This window comes from Citrobacter europaeus, assembly GCF_037482245.1.
In the GTDB taxonomy this organism is placed as follows: Bacteria; Pseudomonadota; Gammaproteobacteria; order Enterobacterales; family Enterobacteriaceae; genus Citrobacter; species Citrobacter europaeus.
This window is the reverse complement of the sequence record NZ_CP148084.1, coordinates 913,961-933,840: the sequence shown is the minus strand read 5'-3', so window position 1 is coordinate 933,840 and position 19,880 is coordinate 913,961. Positions and strand designations below refer to the sequence as shown.

18 protein-coding genes are annotated in these 19,880 nt (G+C 52.7%); 9 read left to right on the top strand and 9 right to left on the bottom strand.

Annotated features, from left to right (window positions below; all coding sequences use genetic code 11):
* The first annotated feature begins 49 nt into the window (after positions 1-49).
* The 3 genes from WHR59_RS04425 to WHR59_RS04415 all read left to right on the top strand — a co-directional run bounded on the left by WHR59_RS04425 (position 50) and on the right by WHR59_RS04415 (position 2,273).
* The gene (locus WHR59_RS04425) at positions 50-763 is read left to right on the top strand and encodes a TerC family protein (RefSeq protein ID WP_003033961.1); all 714 of its coding nucleotides are present in this window, start codon (positions 50-52) and stop codon (positions 761-763) included.
* Positions 764-907: 144 nt separating this feature from the next.
* On the top strand, positions 908-1,126 hold the full coding sequence (ygdR, locus tag WHR59_RS04420) for a lipoprotein YgdR (protein ID WP_000758660.1): 219 nt from the start codon (positions 908-910) through the stop codon (positions 1,124-1,126).
* Positions 1,127-1,232: 106 nt separating this feature from the next.
* Positions 1,233-2,273, top strand: coding sequence for an NADP(H)-dependent aldo-keto reductase (locus WHR59_RS04415; protein ID WP_003033954.1), 1,041 nt, complete (start codon positions 1,233-1,235; stop codon positions 2,271-2,273).
* A gap of 100 nt (positions 2,274-2,373) precedes the next feature.
* On the opposite strand, the gene lplT is transcribed toward WHR59_RS04415, so the two are convergent.
* Both lplT and aas read right to left on the bottom strand, forming a co-directional pair.
* A complete protein-coding gene (lplT, locus tag WHR59_RS04410) occupies positions 2,374-3,567 on the bottom strand; it encodes a lysophospholipid transporter LplT (protein WP_080626146.1) in 1,194 nt (397 codons plus the stop codon).
* Positions 3,560-5,719: a bifunctional acyl-ACP--phospholipid O-acyltransferase/long-chain-fatty-acid--ACP ligase gene (aas, locus tag WHR59_RS04405; RefSeq protein WP_043017441.1), complete on the bottom strand. Its 2,160-nt coding sequence runs from the start codon at positions 5,717-5,719 to the stop codon at positions 3,560-3,562. Before aas ends, lplT begins: the two co-directional genes overlap by 8 nt.
* A 597-nt stretch (positions 5,720-6,316) precedes the next feature.
* Between aas and galR the strand changes: the two genes are divergently transcribed.
* Entirely contained in the window at positions 6,317-7,345 is a 1,029-nt protein-coding gene (galR, locus tag WHR59_RS04400; protein WP_043017443.1) for an HTH-type transcriptional regulator GalR, read from the top strand.
* Between the two features lie 13 nt (positions 7,346-7,358).
* On the top strand, positions 7,359-8,369 hold the full coding sequence (locus WHR59_RS04395) for a LacI family DNA-binding transcriptional regulator (protein ID WP_043017444.1): 1,011 nt from the start codon (positions 7,359-7,361) through the stop codon (positions 8,367-8,369).
* Between the two features lie 87 nt (positions 8,370-8,456).
* Here WHR59_RS04395 and lysA read toward each other — a convergent pair whose 3' ends face one another.
* The gene (gene lysA / locus WHR59_RS04390; protein WP_043017445.1) at positions 8,457-9,713 is read right to left on the bottom strand and encodes a diaminopimelate decarboxylase; all 1,257 of its coding nucleotides are present in this window, start codon (positions 9,711-9,713) and stop codon (positions 8,457-8,459) included.
* 118 nt (positions 9,714-9,831) lie between these two features.
* Between lysA and WHR59_RS04385 the strand changes: the two genes are divergently transcribed.
* Entirely contained in the window at positions 9,832-10,767 is a 936-nt protein-coding gene (locus WHR59_RS04385) for a LysR family transcriptional regulator (protein WP_043017982.1), read from the top strand.
* On the opposite strand, the gene WHR59_RS04380 is transcribed toward WHR59_RS04385, so the two are convergent.
* Positions 10,739-11,446 (bottom strand): aspartate/glutamate racemase, encoded by a 708-nt coding sequence (locus WHR59_RS04380; protein WP_338844057.1) that lies wholly within the window; start codon positions 11,444-11,446, stop codon positions 10,739-10,741. The two genes, WHR59_RS04385 and WHR59_RS04380, sit on opposite strands and share 29 nt — an antisense overlap.
* Before the next feature lie 141 nt (positions 11,447-11,587).
* Between WHR59_RS04380 and WHR59_RS04375 the strand changes: the two genes are divergently transcribed.
* Both WHR59_RS04375 and WHR59_RS04370 read left to right on the top strand, forming a co-directional pair.
* Positions 11,588-11,914, top strand: coding sequence for a cupin domain-containing protein (locus WHR59_RS04375; protein WP_043017447.1), 327 nt, complete (start codon positions 11,588-11,590; stop codon positions 11,912-11,914).
* A gap of 196 nt (positions 11,915-12,110) precedes the next feature.
* On the top strand, positions 12,111-12,998 hold the full coding sequence (locus tag WHR59_RS04370) for an Rpn family recombination-promoting nuclease/putative transposase (RefSeq protein ID WP_043017448.1): 888 nt from the start codon (positions 12,111-12,113) through the stop codon (positions 12,996-12,998).
* A 55-nt stretch (positions 12,999-13,053) separates the two neighbouring features.
* Here the strand turns inward: WHR59_RS04370 and araE are convergent, their stop codons facing one another.
* The 5 genes from araE to WHR59_RS04345 all read right to left on the bottom strand — a co-directional run bounded on the left by araE (position 13,054) and on the right by WHR59_RS04345 (position 19,208).
* Positions 13,054-14,472 carry an arabinose-proton symporter AraE gene (gene araE, locus WHR59_RS04365; RefSeq protein WP_043017983.1) on the bottom strand — a complete coding sequence of 473 codons (1,419 nt, stop codon included), beginning with the start codon at positions 14,470-14,472 and terminating at the stop codon, positions 13,054-13,056.
* A 316-nt stretch (positions 14,473-14,788) separates the two neighbouring features.
* Positions 14,789-15,550 carry a 2-dehydro-3-deoxy-D-gluconate 5-dehydrogenase KduD gene (kduD, locus tag WHR59_RS04360; protein ID WP_003033923.1) on the bottom strand — a complete coding sequence of 254 codons (762 nt, stop codon included), beginning with the start codon at positions 15,548-15,550 and terminating at the stop codon, positions 14,789-14,791.
* 56 nt (positions 15,551-15,606) lie between these two features.
* A complete protein-coding gene (kduI, locus tag WHR59_RS04355) occupies positions 15,607-16,443 on the bottom strand; it encodes a 5-dehydro-4-deoxy-D-glucuronate isomerase (protein ID WP_008785720.1) in 837 nt (278 codons plus the stop codon).
* Positions 16,444-17,042: 599 nt separating this feature from the next.
* Positions 17,043-18,221, bottom strand: coding sequence for an acetyl-CoA C-acetyltransferase (locus WHR59_RS04350; RefSeq protein ID WP_006686936.1), 1,179 nt, complete (start codon positions 18,219-18,221; stop codon positions 17,043-17,045).
* A gap of 102 nt (positions 18,222-18,323) precedes the next feature.
* Complete coding sequence (locus WHR59_RS04345; protein WP_047408964.1) at positions 18,324-19,208, bottom strand: LysR family transcriptional regulator; 885 nt, start codon at positions 19,206-19,208, stop codon at positions 18,324-18,326.
* Positions 19,209-19,309: 101 nt separating this feature from the next.
* Between WHR59_RS04345 and WHR59_RS04340 the strand changes: the two genes are divergently transcribed.
* Positions 19,310-19,765 (top strand): multidrug/biocide efflux PACE transporter, encoded by a 456-nt coding sequence (locus WHR59_RS04340; protein WP_047408961.1) that lies wholly within the window; start codon positions 19,310-19,312, stop codon positions 19,763-19,765.
* Positions 19,766-19,880 lie beyond the last annotated feature (115 nt).

The following is a 19,880-nucleotide window of genomic DNA, read 5'->3' as shown; positions in this document are numbered from 1 at the left end:
GTTACGGGCCTATAATTACCGCTTCTTTTTTTTGGCAGGACTTTGTTCGATGTTATTTGCATGGATAACCGATCCTAACGCCTGGCTTGCGCTCGGTACGCTGACGCTGCTGGAGATCGTTCTTGGGATCGACAATATTATTTTCCTCTCTCTGGTTGTAGCCAAACTCCCGACAGCGCAACGTAATCATGCCCGACGCATTGGGCTTGCAGCGGCGATGATCATGCGTCTGGCACTGCTGGCTTCTATCGCCTGGGTAACGCGGCTGACAAACCCGCTATTCGAACTGTTTGGCGAGGCGATATCAGCGCGCGACCTGATCCTTCTGCTGGGGGGATTGTTCCTTATCTGGAAAGCCAGTAAGGAGATCCACGAATCCATTGAAGGCGAGGAAGAGGGACTGAAAACCCGCGTATCTTCTTTCCTGGGCGCGATTGTGCAGATCATGTTGTTAGACATTATCTTCAGTCTGGATTCCGTGATTACTGCGGTTGGCTTGTCCGATCATCTGTTTATTATGATGGCGGCGGTGGTGATTGCCGTAGGCGTGATGATGTTTGCCGCGCGCCCAATTGGCGAGTTTGTCGATCGCCATCCTTCGGTAAAAATGCTGGCGCTCTCGTTCCTGATTTTGGTCGGTTTTACGCTAATTCTGGAAAGTTTCGACGTCCACGTTCCGAAAGGATATATCTATTTCGCCATGTTCTTCTCTATCGCAGTAGAGACCCTGAACCTGTGGCGTAATAAAAAAAATCCGCTCTGAGGAAACCCATCGCTCCCTGCAAGGGGAGCGAATGCCGGCCACACCTACCCCTTCTCACAGTTTAAGATTTTACTGCTTTCACCATGCACAACTTCGCGTTATTACTAAACTATTGTCAGACGCAGGCCATGTGAGGATAAGCAGATGAAAAAATGGGCAGTTTTGATTTCCGCCGTAGGACTGGCTTTTGCCGTTTCCGGATGCAGCAGCGATTATGTAATGGCAACAAAAGATGGTCGAATGATCCTGACCGATGGAAAACCAGAAATTGACGATGATACCGGTCTGGTGAGCTATCACGACCAGCAGGGCAATGCGATGCAGATTAACCGCGATGATGTGTCTCAAATCATTGAACGCTGATGGTTGAGGTCAGCAGCGCGCTGGCCTTAACAATTTTACTTCCCTTTTTCGCTTCCCTCAGCCATTTTTATAATCCTTATGTCGTGATTATAAAAAGGAAACGGCTATGCAATATCACCGTATACCCCACAGCTCGCTGGAAGTCAGTACACTGGGGCTGGGCACAATGACGTTTGGTGAACAAAACAGCGAAGCCGACGCACATGCACAGCTCGATTATGCCGTAGCACAGGGCATAAATTTAATCGACGTTGCCGAGATGTATCCGGTACCGCCGCGTCCTGAAACCCAGGGGCTCACCGAAACCTACGTAGGTAACTGGCTCGCCAAACACGGCAGCCGCGAAAAACTAATCGTTGCTTCTAAGGTCAGCGGCCCATCACGTAACAACGACAGCGGCATTCGCCCGAATCAGGCGCTGGATCGTAAAAATATCCGTGAAGCGCTGCACGACAGTCTGAAAAGACTGCAAACCGATTACCTGGATCTGTATCAGGTTCACTGGCCGCAGCGCCCGACCAACTGCTTTGGTAAGTTAGGCTACAGCTGGACGGACTCCGCGCCGGTCGTTTCCCTGCTGGATACGCTGGACGCGCTGGCAGAATTTCAGCGGGCGGGGAAAATTCGCTATATCGGCGTGTCCAATGAAACCGCCTTTGGCGTGATGCGCTATCTGCACCTGGCGGACAAACACGATTTACCGCGAATCGCCACCATCCAGAACCCCTACAGCCTGCTGAACCGCAGCTTTGAGGTTGGACTGGCGGAAGTGAGCCAGTATGAAGGGGTTGAACTGCTGGCCTACTCTTGCCTGGGCTTCGGTACGTTAACCGGTAAATACCTGAACGGCGCGAAACCTGCCGGTGCACGTAATACGTTGTTTAGCCGTTTCACGCGCTACAGCGGCGAGCAAACGCAAAAAGCCGTCGCGGCCTATGTGGATATCGCGAAACGCCATAATCTGGATCCTGCGCAAATGGCGCTGGCATTCGTGCGTCGTCAGCCGTTTGTCGCCAGCACGTTGCTGGGTGCCACGACGATGGAGCAGTTAAAAACCAACGTTGAAAGCCTGCATCTGGAGCTGAGCGAAGAAGTACTGGCGGAGATTGAAGCGGTGCATCAGGTGTATACCTATCCTGCACCGTAACGGTTAGCGCCTGATGGCACTACGCTTATCAGGCCTACAGACAGCGTTCCCTGTAGGCCGGATAAGGCAACGCAGCCATCCGGCAACAGCACGTAACAGACTAATGGCGGCGCTGCCAAATCCACAGCGCCGCAATCGCCAGCGCAAACAGCGCACCAAATCCAATACCAATCGCAACTGCCGGGATCCCCACCAGCACCGCCAGTGAGTAAATACCCAGCATCAGCAGCATCGCACTGTTTTCGCCGAGGTTTTGCACCGCTATCGCATTACCCGCACCGACGCTTTTCTTGCCCCGCTCCTGCAGCAACGCATTCAACGGCACCACAAAGAAGCCACCAGACACGCCGATAAGCATCAGCAACGCGTAGGCCGGAAGCAGCGAATGTTGAAGAGAGAAAATCAGCACCACAATGCCAATCAGGATCCCCGCCGGCATACAGCGCGACACGGTTTCCAGCGTCACCAGCTTCGCTGCCGCACCCGCGCCTACCACAATCCCAATCGCTACCATGGCATTGAGATAGGTCGGCGTGGCGTTATCGGTGATACCGAGCGCCACCGGGACCCACAGCACCAGCAGAAAACGCAGCGTGACGCCCGCGCCCCAAAAAAGGCTGGTTCCGACCAACGAGAAGCGTGTTTCACCGTTGCGCCATAGCGAAGAGGCGGCACAGAAGAAACTGCACGTCATTTTCCCCAAGTGCCATGACTGGCCAGGGCGAGCCGCGGCCAGCTTCGGGATATACAAGTTAGCCACCACGGCGCCAGCATAGGCCAGCGCACAGGCAGAAAGCGCGGCAATCACGTGCCAGTCGGCCAGAACGCCGCCGGCGACAGAACCGAGCAAAATCGCGGCAATGGTGGAGGCTTCCATCAGGCCGTTGGCCTTCACCAGTTTGTCACCGGTAGTCAGTTCACCGAGAATGCCATACTTGGCCGGTGAATACGCCGCCGCGCCGATCCCCACCAGCGTATACCCGAGAAAGGGATTAATGCCGAAGCAAATACTCGCCGCACCCAACAGTTTCAGGGCGTTCGCAAACATCATCACTCTGCCTTTAGCAAAGCTATCCGCCACCTGTCCAACAAACGGCGCAAACAGGATGTAAGCGCCCACAAACACCATTTGCAGGATTGGCTGACTCCAGTCCGGATAAAATTGTTCCTTCAGCAGCGCCAGCGTGGCGAACAGCAGCGCGTTATCGCCAAACGCCGACAGAAACTGCGCGGCGATAACGGACATCATCCCTTTGGACCAGATTGAAGTGTTAGTGTGCACTGACTCACTCATGTTGTTTTTCCGGCTCATCGACCCAGCTTTTCAGCGTAACAAAATCCGGCTTACCGCTGCCGAGTAATGGGAGTTGCTTCAGGTGGCGAATATCACGCGGTACGGCAAGTTCAGGTACGCCGTGCGCCCGCGCATATTGTTGTAGTTTTTCACGCGTGAGGTCGGTGTCGGTAGTAAACAGCACCAGCGCCTCACCTTTGCTGGCATCACTCTTGATCGCCGTGGCGTGCATTTTGTCTGCAGATACCGCCAACGCCAGTTGCTCAACCATTTCCAGAGACACCATCTCTCCGGCAATTTTAGCGAAACGCTTGGCGCGCCCCTGAATCTGTACAAAGCCGTTTTCATCAAAGCGCACGATGTCGCCGGTGTCATACCAGCCGCGCTCAATCTCACCTTGCGCATTCTCTGCCGTCGGCACTTCCAGCACACCGGGTTTTTCAACGCGTAAATAGCCGCTCATAATATTAGGGCCTTTCAGTTGTAAACGCCCACCGTCCTCAATACCCGGAACGGCTAACAGTCGGGCATCCATGCCAGGCAAGATGCGCCCTACCGTTCCCGGTTTTGCCGCCATTGGTACGTTGATCGACACCACCGGCGCACATTCCGTCACGCCATAGCCTTCAAGGACGCGCAGGCCAAATTTCTCCTGCCACAGCTGCTTTGTGCTGTCCTGCAGTTTTTCCGCGCCCGCCACCACATAGCGCAGGCGGTGGAAATCGTACGGATGCGCGAAACGCGCGTAGTTGCCAAGGAACGTAGACGTACCAAACAACACGGTGCAGTTCCGGTCATATACCAGCTCTGGCACAATGCGGTAATGCAGCGGGCTGGGATAAAGGAACACTTCTGCGCCAGTCAGCAGCGGCGTGAATAATCCCACCGTCAGGCCAAAGGAGTGGAACAGCGGCAGCGCCGACATAAAGCGGTCATCAGCGGTGAAATCGGCAATCGTTTTAATCTGCTCAACGTTCGCCAGAATGCTCTTGTGGCTATGGACCACGCCTTTCGGATGGCCTTCCGAACCGGAGGTAAAGAGGATCACCGCGGCTTCTTCCGGCTGCTGCTTAACTTGCGCCAGATGCGGTGCCAACAGATGTGAGAAAATCCACAGCTTATCGCTAAATGTCACATCAGCTTTTAAGTCCTCCAGATAAACCCAGCGCACCTGGGTGAGCTGTTCTGGTAAATGCCAGAGTTTGCCTTTTTCGAGAAACTGTCTGGATGTGAAGATCGTTTTGATTTCGGAGGCAGTAATGGCGCTGGTTAACCCTTTCACGCCCGCGGTGTAGTTCATCATGGCCGGAATGCGTCGACGCGCAATGGCGCCAAAAATGACCGCCGCGCTGATGCCCGCGTTTGGCAGCATCAGGCCAATTTTTTCACCTTCGACACTGTATTTTTCCAAAATACGGGCCACAAAGAGCGTCTTCGTGAGCAGCTTGCGGTAGCTGTCCGGGGTAAAGTTGATATCTTCAATGCAGTTTTTGCCTGCGCCAAAACGGTATTTTGCCGCCAGCAGCGACTCGTATAGCGTTTCACGCGGACGCACCGCCATGCGCGCTTCCATCATAATTTGATGCAGCATTTCACCAGCAATTTTGCGGCGATCGCGGGCACGCGGCGCTTCCGGCATCGGCATGTGGGTCGGCGGCAGAATATGCAGTTGGATACGCGGGAAGAATCGCTGTTTAACCCGACCTTTCAGGCGGCTAAAGCGGGAAAGCTCTGCGCCCTCAATGCGGACAGGAACGACCGTCGCCCCCGACTTAGCGGCGACAAACCCCGCGCCGTCATAAATTTTCATTAACGAACCGGTGGTAGAAATACGTCCTTCCGGGAAAATAACCACCGGACGCCCCTGCTCGACCAGACGAACCAGATGTTTAATCGACATTGGTTTGGTTGGGTCTAACGGCACGAAATCAATCAGCGGGGTTAGCCAGCGCATATACCATTGCTGGCTGATCGAGGTGTAAACGGCGAAGACGGGACGAATTGGTAAAAATAGCGCCAGCAGGATGCCGTCTATAAATGAGACATGGTTGGGAGTGATTAGAACGCGTTCTCCCTGTAGCGCGTTAACATCGCCCGTGACGCGAACGCGGAAAAGCACGCGAAACAGATTACGAAAAAAGCCAAATAGCATCTCAACTCCCTGTGCCATTAATTACATAAACATTAATGGTGGGAGAGTATACGAGTTGGGGAACAGGCGCGACAGGTAACTGGTAAATACAATCCGAAAAAAAACCTGCGCATCCGCGCAGGTCGGTGCAAGAGACAGGTACGAAGTGCGTACCGAATAATCTCACCAATCAATACCTCTGGGATCTTGATTGTGGTCGTCAGACACCAGATACGCCAGCGCGAAAACGCAAAGGAATGAACCCAAATGCAACGAGTTGTGTAAATTATCGGTTACTGTTACAGATAGGCTGAAGGTAAAAAAAAACCTGCGCATCTGCGCAGGCTGGTGTAATTCTAGTGATCAACCCGAAAGTTGATTTCACCTATCAATACCTCTGGGATCCCAACTCTAGCAATCCGCTCAGTTCTCCCACCAGCGAACAATCGCAACAGCACATCGCAAAGTGTAAGCAAAAATTAGCATTTTCTATTTTCTGTCTTACTTCGCTCGTGCGCGCTCACATTTGCGACGTCCTGACGGGCAATCTGCTTGAACAGCCAGCCATTTTCCGTAACACTGACGGAATGTAAGCGTTTACCCACAACAGGTACTATCATGGCGACCATAAAGGATGTAGCCCGACTAGCTGGTGTTTCAGTCGCCACCGTTTCTCGAGTGATCAATGATTCCCCCAAAGCCAGCGAAGCATCGCGTCTGGCCGTAACGAGTGCAATGGAATCACTCAGCTACCACCCCAATGCCAACGCGCGTGCGCTGGCGCAACAATCCACAGAAACCATCGGCCTGGTGGTCGGTGATGTGTCCGATCCATTCTTTGGGGCAATGGTTAAAGCTGTCGAGCAGGTGGCCTATAACACCGGGAATTTTTTGCTGATTGGCAACGGCTACCATAATGAACAGAAGGAACGTCAGGCGATTGAACAGCTCATTCGTCATCGCTGCGCGGCGCTTGTTGTCCATGCCAAAATAATCCCGGATGCCGAACTGGCTTCGTTAATGAAGCAAATCCCCGGCATGGTCTTGATTAACCGAATTCTGCCGGGATTCGAACAGCGCTGCGTTGCCCTCGATGACCGTTTCGGCGCGTGGCTCGCTACCCGACACCTCATTCAACAAGGCCATACGCGCATTGGCTATCTGTGCTCCAATCACACGATTTCGGATGCGGAAGATCGTCTGCAAGGTTATTACGACGCGCTGAATGAGAGCAACATACCGGTCAGCGATCGACTGGTGACCTTCGGCGAACCGGATGAAAGCGGCGGTGAACAGGCGATGACCGAGTTACTTGGCCGTGGTAAAAACTTCACTGCGGTAGCCTGCTATAACGACTCAATGGCGGCTGGCGCCATGGGCGTATTGAATGATAACGGCATTGATGTGCCGGGAGAAATCTCGCTGATTGGCTTTGATGATGTGCTGGTTTCCCGCTACGTGCGCCCACGTCTGACCACGGTACGCTATCCCATCGTGACGATGGCAACCCAGGCCGCCGAACTGGCACTCGCGCTGGCGGAGAAGCGCCCCGTGCCTGAAATCACCCACGTTTTTAACCCGACTCTGGTGCGTCGCCATTCCGTTTCGACGCTGACGGAGCCAGGGAATTCATCATCAAACGATTAACCAGGATAGCGTTATGACTACGATGTTGGACGTTTCACGGCACGCAGGTGTCTCAAAAGCGACCGTTTCGCGCGTACTGAATGGCACGGGTCAGGTAAAAGAGAGCACGCGCCAGAAAGTGTTTAAGGCCATGCAGGCACTTGATTATCGGCCCAATTTTTTAGCGCGCTCTTTGGCAAACCGCACCAGCAACAGCATTGGTCTGGTCGTTTCGACATTTGATGGATTCTACTTCGGCCGCCTGCTGCAACAGGCCTCGCGCCAGACGGAGTCTCACGGCAAACAGTTGATCGTCACCGACGGACACGACACGCCGGAGCGTGAACAGGAAGCCGTACAAATGCTGGCCGACAGGCAGTGCGACGCCATTATTCTCTATACCCGCTATATGAGTGAAAAGGCGATAATGTCGCTGATGAACAGCATTGCTATGCCCCTGTTGGTCATCAACCGTGATGTCAGTCAGGCCCGCGATCGCGCCATTTTCTTTGAACAAGAAGATGCAGCATATCAGGCGGTCAATTATCTGATCTCTCAGGGACACAGCGATATTGCTTGTATCACCGTGCCTGGCCATACGCCTACCGGTAAATCCCGCCTGATGGGATATCGTAAGGCGTTGGAAAAAAACGGTATTCCCTGGGATCCTGACAAGGTCAAATACGGCGACTCCACGATGACGCGAGGCTATGAAGCCTGTCGTGAACTGCTGGCGGAAGGGGTGAAATTCAGCGCTCTGTTCGCCTGTAACGATGACATGGCATTAGGCGCATCAAAAGCGTTACATCAGGCCGGACTAAGGATCCCAGCGGACGTCTCATTATTTGGTTTTGATGATGCGCCCAGCGCCAAATGGCTGGAGCCGGGGCTGTCTACCGTTTATCTGCCGATTGATACCATGATAACCACGGCAATCGACCAGGCTATCCGGCTGGCTAACGGCGAGAGCGTAGAGCCGATCCCACCGTTTACCGGTAAACTGGTGTTGCGGGAATCGGTGACAACGGGGCCGTATTACGAATAGTGCCGGATGGCGCAAGCGCCTTATCCGGCCAGTTAATTTCGTAGGCCGGATAAGCGTAGCGCCATCCGGCGTTTCACAACGCTATATTCAGATTAACTCCAGCGCCAGTAGCTCATCAATGGTCTGGCGACGGCGAATCAGTCGCGCCACGCCTTTATCAAACAAGACCTCCGGCAGCAGCGGGCGGCTATTGTAATTTGACGACATTGACGCGCCGTACGCCCCGGTATCATGCAAGACCAGATAATCTCCCGACACCACCGCAGGCAACAGACGGGTTTCTACATTCCCACCTTCCTGCTGGGTAAACACGTCGCCGGATTCACACAGCGGCCCCGCCACCACGGTTTCAATCTGCTGCGCGTTTTCCAGCGAGCGGCCATCACCCGCCAGCGCGGAGATATGGTGATAGCTGCCATACATCGCCGGGCGCATCAGATCGTTGAATCCCGCGTCGATCAGCACAAAGTGACGGCTGCCCATCTCTTTTACGCTGCGCACCTGCGCCACTAACACGCCAGCTTCTGCGACCAGAAAACGACCAGGCTCTATCTCAAGTGCGACCGGGTGGCCCAGGTGTTTAGCGATCTGCTCACGCGCGGCATTCCACAGGCCGAAGTAATGATCGGTGTCGATCGCCTCTTCCCCTTCACGATACGGGATTGATAAACCGCCGCCCGCGGAGATCGCCTCCAGATCCTGACCAAATTCAACCACCTGACGCACCATCGCGCCGCACACCTGCTCCAGATGGCCGTAGTCTACGCCGGAGCCAATGTGCATATGAATCCCCACCAGCTTTAACTTATAGCGCTGGATCACTTCCAGCGCCGCCGGTAGATCGCTGTACCAGATACCATGTTTGCTGTTTTCACCGCCGGTATTTGTTTTCTGACTGTGCCCATGCCCAAAGCCAGGGTTTACGCGTAGCCACACGCGATGGCCCGGCGAGACCTGACCCAGTTGTTCCAGCATGTCCACCGACCCGGCATTTACCGGAATGCTCAATTCATGCACCCGCGCGAGCGTCGCTTCATCAATCATATCGGCGGTAAAGACTATCTCATCTTTCCCAGGTACAAAGCCTGCCGCCAGCGCACGTTCAATTTCGCCAAGCGAGACGGAATCAACCTTCACGCCCTGCTCGCGCATCAGACGCAAAATATGAATATTCGAACATGCCTTCTGAGCAAAACGCACCACGTCAAACTGACTCAGCTTAGCAATCTGGGCGCGAATAATCTGCGCATCATAGACCCACACCGGGCAGCCGAATTCGGCAGGCAAGCGCAGCAGGTTGTCGGCGGTCAGGTCAGTGTCTGTATTGTTGAGTGGGCGTGGCATGGTGTACTCCGGTATTGGCTTTTTTATGATTACGCCACAACCCGAAAAGAATAAAAAATATCGTTTTATCGTGAGTCTATGCAAAAATGATATGGATTGGTTCATTCGAGGATTGCCCATGCCCGCCGTTAACCTGCGTCACATTGAAATCTTTCACGCTGTGATGACGGCGGGAAACCTGACGGAAGCCGCGAGGATGCTCAATACCTCACAGCCTACCGTCAGCCGCGAGTTAGCGCGCTTCGAGCAAGTTCTGGGGCTAAAGCTGTTTGAGCGCAGCCGTGGGCGCTTGCATCCAACGGTACAGGGATTACGTTTATTTGAAGAGGTGCAACGTTCGTGGTATGGCCTGGACAGAATAGTGAGCGCCGCCGAAAGCCTGCGCGAATTCCGTCAGGGCGAACTGTCGATCGTCTGCCTGCCAGTATTCTCACAGTCTTTTTTACCGCCGCTGCTGCAGCCATTTCTCGCGCGTTATCCGCAGGTCAATATTCAGATAGTGCCGCAGGAGTCACCGCTGCTGGAAGAGTGGCTGTCGGCACAGCGCCACGATCTGGGGTTAACGGAAACGCTGCATACACCTGCCGGAACGAAACGCACCGAATTGTTGGCGCTGGATGAGGTGTGCGTACTGCCGCAAGGGCATCCGCTGACCCGCAAAGCGGTATTAACACCGCAGGATTTTCAGGGAGAGAACTACATCAGCCTGTCACGAACCGACAGTTACCGTCAGCTACTGGACACCCTGTTTAATGAACATCAGGTGAAGCGCCGCATGGTGATTGAAACCCATAGCGCCGCTTCAATTTGTGCGATGGTGCGGGCGGGCGTTGGGATCTCGGTGGTAAACCCGCTGACCGCGCTGGATTACGCCAGCAGCGGAGTCGTTATCCGCCGCTTCAGTATTTCGGTGCCGTTCACGGTCAGTCTGATTCACCCGCTTCATCGCCCCGCCTCGGCGCTGGTTGATGCTTTTACTGCACATCTGCAAGCCCATCTGCCGAGACTTATCGAACCGCTGGAGGCTATTTTGCATCCACAGTCGAAAGCATAAATGCCACCGCATCTTGCGCATGGATTGCCGCAGTGTCGAAAACAGGTAGTGGGCTTAGCTCTGCCGGAACCAGCAGACCAATCTCGGTACAGCCAAAGATAACCCCTTGCGCACCCTGTTTAGCCAACTGGTCAATCACGCTCAGGTAATAGTCACGAGAGGCTTCGCTGAACTCACCGAGGCACAGCTCGTCGAAAATAATCTGGTTTATTTTCTGGCGGTCATCAGCTTCAGGAATAAGCGTGCTAATGCCAAATTCAGTCTGTAAACGCCCACGATAAAAATCCTGCTCCATGGTGTAGCGCGTACCCAGTAGCGCCACGTTGCTCATCTGCTGCTTTTGTATAGCCCGACCCGTTGCGTCGGCAATATGCAGGAACGGCACATCACAGGCGCTTTCAATCTCCTCAGCAACTTTGTGCATGGTATTTGTACACAGCACAATCCCTTGCGCTCCAGCTTGCTGAAGCCCTGTGGCGGCCTGCGCGAGGATCTCCCCGGCCCGCTGCCAGTCACCGCTTGACTGACAAACTTCAATCTCGTGAAAATCTACGCTGTGCAACAGAATCTGTGCCGAATGCAGACCACCCAGATGCTGTTTTACCCCTTCATTAATGAGCCGATAATAAGGAATAGTGGATTCCCAGCTCATACCGCCTAACAGACCGATCGTTTTCATCATTTCCCCTGACTCGTTATTGTCTCTCCAGTGAACCAAAGATGTGATCAACTTTCCACATCTGTTGGCGTGCATTTCTTTTTTTAATTTTCTGATATAGGTTTAATGAAACATCGTTTTAATTAATAACAGGAAGGCCGGATGTTTATTTTTCATAAAGAGACCACGCTTGACGATCTGGGCAATGGCGTTACCCGGCGCATTCTCGCTCACGACGGTAAAATGATGGCGGTTGAGGTGAACTTCGAGCAAGGCGCGATAGGCCCGATGCACAATCATCCGCATGAGCAGCTGACTTACGTGTTGTCCGGTGAGTTTGAATTTACCATCGGCGAAGAAAAGCATGTCGTCAGGGCAGGCGATACCCTGTATAAACAGCCGAACATTATGCATGGCTGCGTTTGTTTAAAACCGGGAACGTTGCTGGATACCTTTACGCCCATACGCGAAGATTTTCTGCACGGGTAATTTCGCTGTTCTCAAGCCGTGCTACTGACCGGTTTGAGAACACGCTAAAATGCGTACTCAGTTCCCTAAAAATGTATACGTTACAAGGTGAGGCATTTTCCCTCGATACCAATTCGCATAAGCGTTAATCACCCGATGCGTCTCGCCATGTGGGCGATTACAGTCACGTTATCTTAATTAACGGTGACGGATCGCCATGACAAAAATGACAACATCCACTCCACATGACGCAGTCTTCAAACAGTTCTTGTACCATCCTGATACCGCAAGAGATTTTCTGGATATCTATCTTCCATCAACCTTGCGGGAGCTATGTGATCTGCAAACACTAAAACTGGAATCAGGCAGTTTTATTGAGGATAGCCTGCGAGCCAGCTACTCCGACGTACTGTGGTCATTAAAAACAAATGAAGGCGATGGATATATCTATGTTGTTATCGAGCATCAGAGTTCGCCAGACGCTCACATGGCATTTCGGCTAATGCGCTATGCAATGGCCGCAATGCAACGCCATCTGGATGCTGGCCATAAAACATTACCTTTGGTGATACCGATGCTGTTTTATCATGGCGCACTCAGCCCCTACCCCTTTTCACTCTGCTGGCTGGATGAGTTTGACGACCCCATAGTGGCACGACAGCTATACTCAGCAACATTTCCGCTGGTAGATATCACCGTAATACCCGATGACGAAATCATGCAACATCGCCGTATAGCACTGCTGGAATTGATGCAAAAACATATCCGCAAGCGTGATTTAATGGGATTAGTGGAACAACTGGTCTCGTTGCTGGCTACGGGATACGCTAATGACAGCCAGCTCAAAACGCTATTTAATTACATGATGCAGTTTGGAAATACGCCTCACATAGATAAATTTATCCGTGAAGTCGCTCAGCGGGTACCACAGCAAAAGGAAAGTCTGATGACTATTGCGGAAGTATTGCAACAAGAAGCCAAACAACAAGAAGCGTTACGCATTGCCCAGATGATGTTAGCGAATGGTATTAGTCATGAAATTATACTAAAGATAACCGGGCTGTCTGCTAAGGATCTCCTCGCCAGGCAGGCTGCTCCACACTGAAATAAGTAGTTATGAGAGCCCGATAATCAGTTGTTCTATCGGGCTCCCTGCTCACTTACACCCCAATATCTCTTAACTTCTCACCCGCCATCAGCTTGCGTTCGATATGCTCCAGCGTGACATTTTTGGTTTCAGGAACAAGCCAGAAGGTAATCCCGATAAACGCGACGTTCAGCGCGGTATAAAGCCAGAACGTACCGGCTGCGCCAATGCTGTCGAGCAGCGTCAGGAACGTTGCGCCAATAATCATGTTCGATACCCAGTTGGTGGTTGTGGAGCAGGTAATACCAAAATCGCGGCATTTCAGCGGCTGAATTTCCGAACACAGGATCCACACTACCGGCGCGGCGCTCATCGCATAGCCTGCAATACACATCATCGTCATGCCAACTGACAGCCAGGATAGTCCATTGGAAGCCGTGCCGTTATCAAACTGCATCAGGCAATAACCAAGCACCAGCGTCCCGAGGGCCATCACGCTGAAACCAATTTTCAGCGCCGGTTTACGTCCTGCTTTGTCGACCGTGAAAACGGCGATAAAGGTGGCAAACATAAACGTTAAGCCGACCACCAGCGTGGCAATCATTTGCTGCTCTGTGGTGGTAAAGCCCGCCATTTTAAAAATTCGCGGCGCGTAATACATGATGATGTTCATCCCGGTAAATTGTTGCATCGCCTGCAGCAACATCCCGAGGAAAACCGCGCGACGCACGTTGCGGTTAATTTTAAACAGCGCCCAACCGCCCTGCTTCAGCTTCAGACTTTCACGGATTTCGTTCAGCTCATCGCGGGCCTTTTCTGACGTATCGCGCAGCATACGCAGTACTTCTTCGGCTTCGATGTGGCGACCTTTTTCCGCCAGCCAGCGCGGGCTGTTGGGCAGGAAAACAACCAGGATGATCAGTAACACCGCCGGGAGCGCCAGCACGCCCAGCATAGCGCGCCAGTTACCGCTGTAGCTGAATGCCGTATCGGACAAAAAGGCCAGTACGATACCCAGCGTTACCATCAGTTGATACATACTGATCATTTTGCCACGCACGTTCTCACTGGCCATTTCGGAGAGATAGAGCGGTGCGGTGTAAGACGCGATCCCCACCGCAACGCCCAGCACCACGCGGGCAAAAATGAGCATTTCTACGCTGGAGGCGAAGGCCGACCCCAGAGATCCGACGACGAAAAGGATCGCGCCCGCCATCAGACTGTATTTACGTCCCAGGCGGAATGACAGCCAACCGTTAAACAGCGCACCCATTGCCGCACCCAGCATCATGCTGCTCACCACCCACTCCTGCAGACGGCTGGTCAGGACAAAATGATCGGTGATAAAAGGCAACGCGCCGGCTATCACGCCAATATCCAGGCCGAATAACAACCCTGCGACAGCCGCAGAGATAGATACAAACATATTCATACGTCGCGTATCGCGCGCAGTGCGCGGCGCTAAAGCAGCATCATTATTTATTGAGACCATTTTTTCCTGCCAGATACAGAGTAACCATGTCATTGAAAGTAAGGGATCCCTTACAGGAAGCGTCAGGCGGGAAACGGCAAAAACATGGATTAAATAGCTACACCACATCGTTATGTGATGGATATTCCAATTTTAAAATTTAATGACAATCACTCAATTAAATTTAATCTATTGATATTAATGAATATTAAAAATCAAGAATCCATATATATGGAAATAAATATGGAATAATTTATAACCACAATATGGATTTTAATGATCCAAATGTAAAAAAAACCCTGCCAGAGGGCAGGGTTTGACGGTTCAGGAAAGCGAATTAACGTGCCAGCCAGCCGCCATCAACCGCAACGGTATAGCCGTTGATATAGTCAGATGCGCTGGACGCCAGGAACACGACAGGCCCCATCAGGTCGCTCGGCAGCCCCCAACGACCCGCCGGGATACGATCGAGGATTTCTGCGCTACGCTGCTCATCAGCACGCAGTTGTTGAGTGTTGTTCGTCGCCATATACCCCGGCGCAATTGCGTTGACGTTGATGTTATGTTTTGCCCATTCGTTCGCCATCAGACGGGTGACGCCCATTACGCCGCTTTTAGACGCGGTGTAAGACGGCACACGGATCCCGCCCTGGAAGGACAGCATAGAGGCGATATTGATAATTTTGCCGCCGTTACCCTGAGCGATAAAGTGTTTCGCCGCGGCCTGAGACATAAAGAACACGCTCTTAATGTTCAGGTTCATCACGTCATCCCAGTCTTTTTCGCTGAAGTCGATCGCATCGTCACGACGAATAAGACCCGCATTGTTGACCAGAATGTCGATATGACCAAATTCCGCCACTGCACGCTCAAGCAGCGCCGGAATGCCGTCGATTTGACGCAGGTCGGCGGTCAGACTTAAAAAACGGCGGCCCAGTGCGGTCACGCGTTCGATGGTTTCCGTCGGTTCAACAATGTTGATACCGACGATATCGCAACCTGCTTCAGCCAGACCCAACGCCATACCCTGACCCAGGCCGGTGTCACAACCGGTCACAACGGCGACTTTTCCTTCAAGAGAGAATGCATTCAAAATCATTGTAAATCCTTAATTTTTATATTGCCTGCCGCAGCAGGCACGGCTGTCGCCCGCGATTAGCGCAGATCTTTGACTGCAACATGGTCCATATCATCAAAGACCTGGTTTTCGCCGACCATGCCCCAAATGAACGTATAAGCTTTTGTGCCGACACCGGAGTGAATTGACCAGCTCGGAGAAATCACCGCCTGTTCGTTGTGCATCACAATATGACGCGTTTCCTGAGGCTGACCCATCATGTGGAAGACGCAGGTATCTTCTTCCATATTGAAGTAGAAGTAGACTTCCATACGACGTTCATGGGTATGACACGGCATGGTATTCCACAGGTTACCCGGCGCCAGTTCCGTCAGGCCCATGCTCAACTGGCAGGTTTCCAGAACATCCGGCACAAAGTATTTGTTGATGGTACGACGGTTACTGGTGAGGTTATCGCCCAGCGTCACTGGCGCAACGTCTGCTGGCGTGACTTTTTTGGTTGGGTAAGTCGTGTGGGCCGGCGCGCAGTTGTAGTAAAACTTCGCCGGTTTCGCCGTGTCGATGCTGGCGAATACCACTTCTTTTGCCCCTTTCCCGACGTACAGCGCATCGCGATGGCCAATTTCATAGCACTGGCCGTCAACGGTAATCGTGCCAGGGCCGCCGATGTTGATCACACCCAGCTCACGACGCTCGAGGAAATAGGTTACGCCCAGCTGTTTGCCGACTTCGCCACCCACAGAGACGGTTTTGGCCACTGGCATAATGCCGCCAACAATGATGCGATCGATGTGGCTGTAGACCATGGTGTATTCATCTGCGACAAACACTTCTTCGACCAAAAACTCATTACGCAGCCCCTGAGTGTCCAGGGTTTTCGCATGCGCACTATGGATGCTTTGTCTTACGTCCACATTTACCTCCAGTGATAAATTGACCGTGAATGCTTAAACGAATAGCAAAACGCTGTTCCGTTTTATCTTATGCGCTCATGATATCCCTCCCGGAATGGGTTTTCAATTACAACTAAAACGATGTTTCACTTTTTCTGCATCTTATTGTCAAAAGTGTAATTGTGATCACGCTAGCGCATATAAATCGCGAGAACATTTCAAATAAAATTATTTAAAACAATTAGATAGATAAATACACAAAGAAGTGGTTCATTAGTGGCGGGGATAAGACATTGAAAATACAGTCGGACTCATACGATGTTTGCACACCTTTTCAAACAAAGTGCGCAGTCAATCACATGAAATGAAACAGCGTTTTGATATGTTGGCAGGGTTTAGAGTGTATGTTTCTGTAACTGGCCTTGCCCTCCTGTTGGAGGGCTTTTTTATAGAGGAAGAGATAACACGGCAGAAAACTGTTCGAGAAGAAAAATATATACCCTAAATAATTCGAGTTGCAGGAAGGCGGCGACGCAGCGAATTCCCCGGAGCGTACATAAGTACGTGACTGGGGTGAGCGAGTAAAGCCAACGCACATGCAGCTTGAAGTATGACGGGGATTAGTCTCGTTCGATAGCGAGCGCCACCCCCTGACCGCCGCCGATACACAGCGTTGCCAGTCCTTTGTGCGCCCGACGCTTCACCATTTCATGTACCAGTGAAACCAGAATTCGGCAGCCAGATGCGCCAATCGGATGGCCGAGAGCAATGGCTCCGCCGTTCACATTTACCCGCCGTTCATCCCACTCCAGCATTTTCCCAACGGATAATGCCTGCGCGGCGAACGCCTCGTTAGCTTCAATAAGATCAACATCAGCCAGTTGCCAGCCCACACGCTCAAGACAGCGGCGCGTCGCATACACTGGCGCAATCCCCATCAGTGCGGGATCAACCCCGACGCTGGCAAAGGCGCGAATGCGGGCCAGCACCGGTAAATTCAGCTCCTGCGCTTTGGCTTCGCTCATCATCATCACCGCGGCGGCGCCATCGTTGATGGATGAAGCGTTACCCGCGGTGACCGAACCGAGCCGGTCAAAGGTAGGATCCAGACGCGCCAGCCCTTCGGCGCTGGCATCGGTGCGCGGCTGCTCGTCGGTATCCACCACGAAAGATTGCCCATTACGCTGCGTTACCACCGGCACGATTTCATCTTTAAAACGTCCGGCATCGATTGCCATCCGTGCCTTGTGCTGTGAGTGCAGCGCGTAGGCATCCTGTAATTCACGGCTGATGCCGTATTCCCGCGCCAGGTTTTCCGCAGTAACGCCCATATGGTAATCGTTGAAAGCGTCCCACAGTCCGTCATGCACCAGGCTGTCGACCAGTTGACTGTTTCCCAACTGTGCACCGGTGCGGCTATCGGTAAGAACATGCGGCGCACGGCTCATATTTTCTTGCCCGCCCGCAATCACAATGTCGGCTTCGCCGCACTGGATAGCCTGGGTCGCCAGATGCAGCGCTTTCAGACCCGAGCCGCAGACATCGTTAATGGTGATGGCGGAAACGGTATTGGGTAGCCCACCATTGATGGCGGACTGACGCGCCGGATTCTGCCCGGCGCCTGCGGTAAGTACCTGTCCGAGGATCACTTCATCCACGGCGTGAACATCCACGCCAGTGCGTTCCAGTAACGCCCTGACCACCATGCTACCTAATTCAACGGCAGAGTGGCGCGCCAGCGTCCCCTGGAAGCAGCCAATCGGTGTCCGTAACGCCCCGACTATCACAACCTCTTTCATCACCACCTCAGCGCAAAATAACACCGCAATAGTAGATGATTGTTAAAAAGAGTTATCAAGGTTGTTTAAAAACGGTGATTTTTATCACAAAGGAAATTCGTATCATTTATTGGTCATCTGAACGCCACTCTGCTGTAAATGGTCGCGCAGCCAACTTCCCGCCACGCCAGGGGGGGATTTTTTATTCCACAACAGATCGATAGAGATAGCCTTTGGCCAACCGGGCAGATTCAATTGAACCAGCGGTTTTTCTGCCGCAAACTCCTCCACCAGCGCACAAGGGAGCGCGCACCAGCCGAATCCCTGCACCGCCATACTCAGCAGCAACAAATAGTTAGGCGCCGACCAGACGGGGCCACGCGCCACGTTGGTGCCGTTTTCCAGATAGGTATTCAGACGCAACTCGCGCCAGGTATGTAGCTGTTCCCACTGCAGTTTTTCATGAGCCGCCAGCGGATGCGACGCCGCGACGTATAATCCCATCCAGGTTTGCATCGGCAGACGCGTAACGCCCATGTCGGTCGGGTAATCCTCGCGCGCTTCGATCAACCCCACCTGAGCACGCCCTTTTTGCAGCAGATCGATCACGTCTTCATCTTCGCCAATCAGACATTCAAACTCGGTATGGGGAAACTTGCGGTCAAACTGCACCATCAACTCTTCCAGCACATCCGGGTGAAGCGTGTCCGAAAGCACGAAAGTCAGACGCGCTTCCGTCTCACCCGACAGCGAGATCGCCGCCTCATCGAGACGTTCGCTGGCCGTCAAAATTGCCTGCACATAGCCCAGCACCCGCTTACCTTCTTCAGTCAGCGTTGGCTGGCGGGATGAGCGGTCAAAGAGCGCAAAACCAAGATCGGCTTCCAGATGCGCAATGGCCGTACTGATGGTGGACTGGCTTTTGCGCAGCCGCCGGGCCGCCGCAGAAAACGAGCCGCAGGACACGGTCTCCACAAATGCCGTTAACGCTTCAGGAGAGTAACGCATGAACTATCTACTTTATCGATGGATACTATCTTTTAGATATCACATAAAACGATAAAATTGCCACCATTCCGTTATCCGGGCATTAAAGAAGGTTTTAGGTTATGCAACACGATACAGTCCAACGTCGCTCGCTAGTGGAGCGTATTTTTCATGCCGTCTGCTTTGAAGGCATTGCCACCGCTGTTCTCGCACCAACCACCGCATGGTTGATGCAGCGCTCGGTGCTGGAAATGGGCGGACTGACCGTTCTTCTCGCCACCACGGCGATGATCTGGAATATCATTTATAACGCCCTGTTTGACCGCCTGTGGCCATCACATCTGGTAAAACGTACGGCGAAAGTGCGGGCATTTCACGCCTTAGGCTTCGAGAGCGGTTTTATTGTGATCGGGGTGAGCATTGTGGCGTATGTGCTAAACGTCAGCCTGATTCAGGCATTCACGCTGGAAATAGGTTTCTTCCTGTTCTTCCTGCCGTACACCATGTTCTATAACTGGGCTTATGACACGTTACGCGAGCGTGTTATGAAGCGTCGCCAGCAACGCGTTACTGCCTGATAATTAAAATAATAGTCGGAATCTTCTCGGTTCCGGCTATTAATCCATTCACTAGCCCACTCGTTCACACCTCCCCCAGCCCCTGCCATTTGTGGTAAATTGCGCTTCTTTTTGT

Bases quoted from the DNA above. Each gene is read 5' to 3' on its own strand.
- WHR59_RS04340 (WP_047408961.1), top strand. From the start codon at position 19,310: ATGCAACACGATACAGTCCAACGTCGCTCGCTAGTGGAGCGTATTTTT.
- kduD (WP_003033923.1), bottom strand. From the start codon at position 15,550: ATGATTTTGAATGCATTCTCTCTTGAAGGAAAAGTCGCCGTTGTGACC.
- WHR59_RS04370 (WP_043017448.1), top strand. From the start codon at position 12,111: ATGACAAAAATGACAACATCCACTCCACATGACGCAGTCTTCAAACAG.
- WHR59_RS04415 (WP_003033954.1), top strand. From the start codon at position 1,233: ATGCAATATCACCGTATACCCCACAGCTCGCTGGAAGTCAGTACACTG.
- WHR59_RS04345 (WP_047408964.1), bottom strand. From the start codon at position 19,208: ATGCGTTACTCTCCTGAAGCGTTAACGGCATTTGTGGAGACCGTGTCC.
- WHR59_RS04375 (WP_043017447.1), top strand. From the start codon at position 11,588: ATGTTTATTTTTCATAAAGAGACCACGCTTGACGATCTGGGCAATGGC.
- galR (WP_043017443.1), top strand. From the start codon at position 6,317: ATGGCGACCATAAAGGATGTAGCCCGACTAGCTGGTGTTTCAGTCGCC.
- WHR59_RS04380 (WP_338844057.1), bottom strand. From the start codon at position 11,446: ATGAAAACGATCGGTCTGTTAGGCGGTATGAGCTGGGAATCCACTATT.
- lplT (WP_080626146.1), bottom strand. From the start codon at position 3,567: ATGAGTGAGTCAGTGCACACTAACACTTCAATCTGGTCCAAAGGGATG.
- ygdR (WP_000758660.1), top strand. From the start codon at position 908: ATGAAAAAATGGGCAGTTTTGATTTCCGCCGTAGGACTGGCTTTTGCC.
- WHR59_RS04425 (WP_003033961.1), top strand. From the start codon at position 50: ATGTTATTTGCATGGATAACCGATCCTAACGCCTGGCTTGCGCTCGGT.
- WHR59_RS04385 (WP_043017982.1), top strand. From the start codon at position 9,832: ATGCCCGCCGTTAACCTGCGTCACATTGAAATCTTTCACGCTGTGATG.
- lysA (WP_043017445.1), bottom strand. From the start codon at position 9,713: ATGCCACGCCCACTCAACAATACAGACACTGACCTGACCGCCGACAAC.
- WHR59_RS04395 (WP_043017444.1), top strand. From the start codon at position 7,359: ATGACTACGATGTTGGACGTTTCACGGCACGCAGGTGTCTCAAAAGCG.
- araE (WP_043017983.1), bottom strand. From the start codon at position 14,472: ATGGTCTCAATAAATAATGATGCTGCTTTAGCGCCGCGCACTGCGCGC.
- aas (WP_043017441.1), bottom strand. From the start codon at position 5,719: ATGCTATTTGGCTTTTTTCGTAATCTGTTTCGCGTGCTTTTCCGCGTT.
- WHR59_RS04350 (WP_006686936.1), bottom strand. From the start codon at position 18,221: ATGAAAGAGGTTGTGATAGTCGGGGCGTTACGGACACCGATTGGCTGC.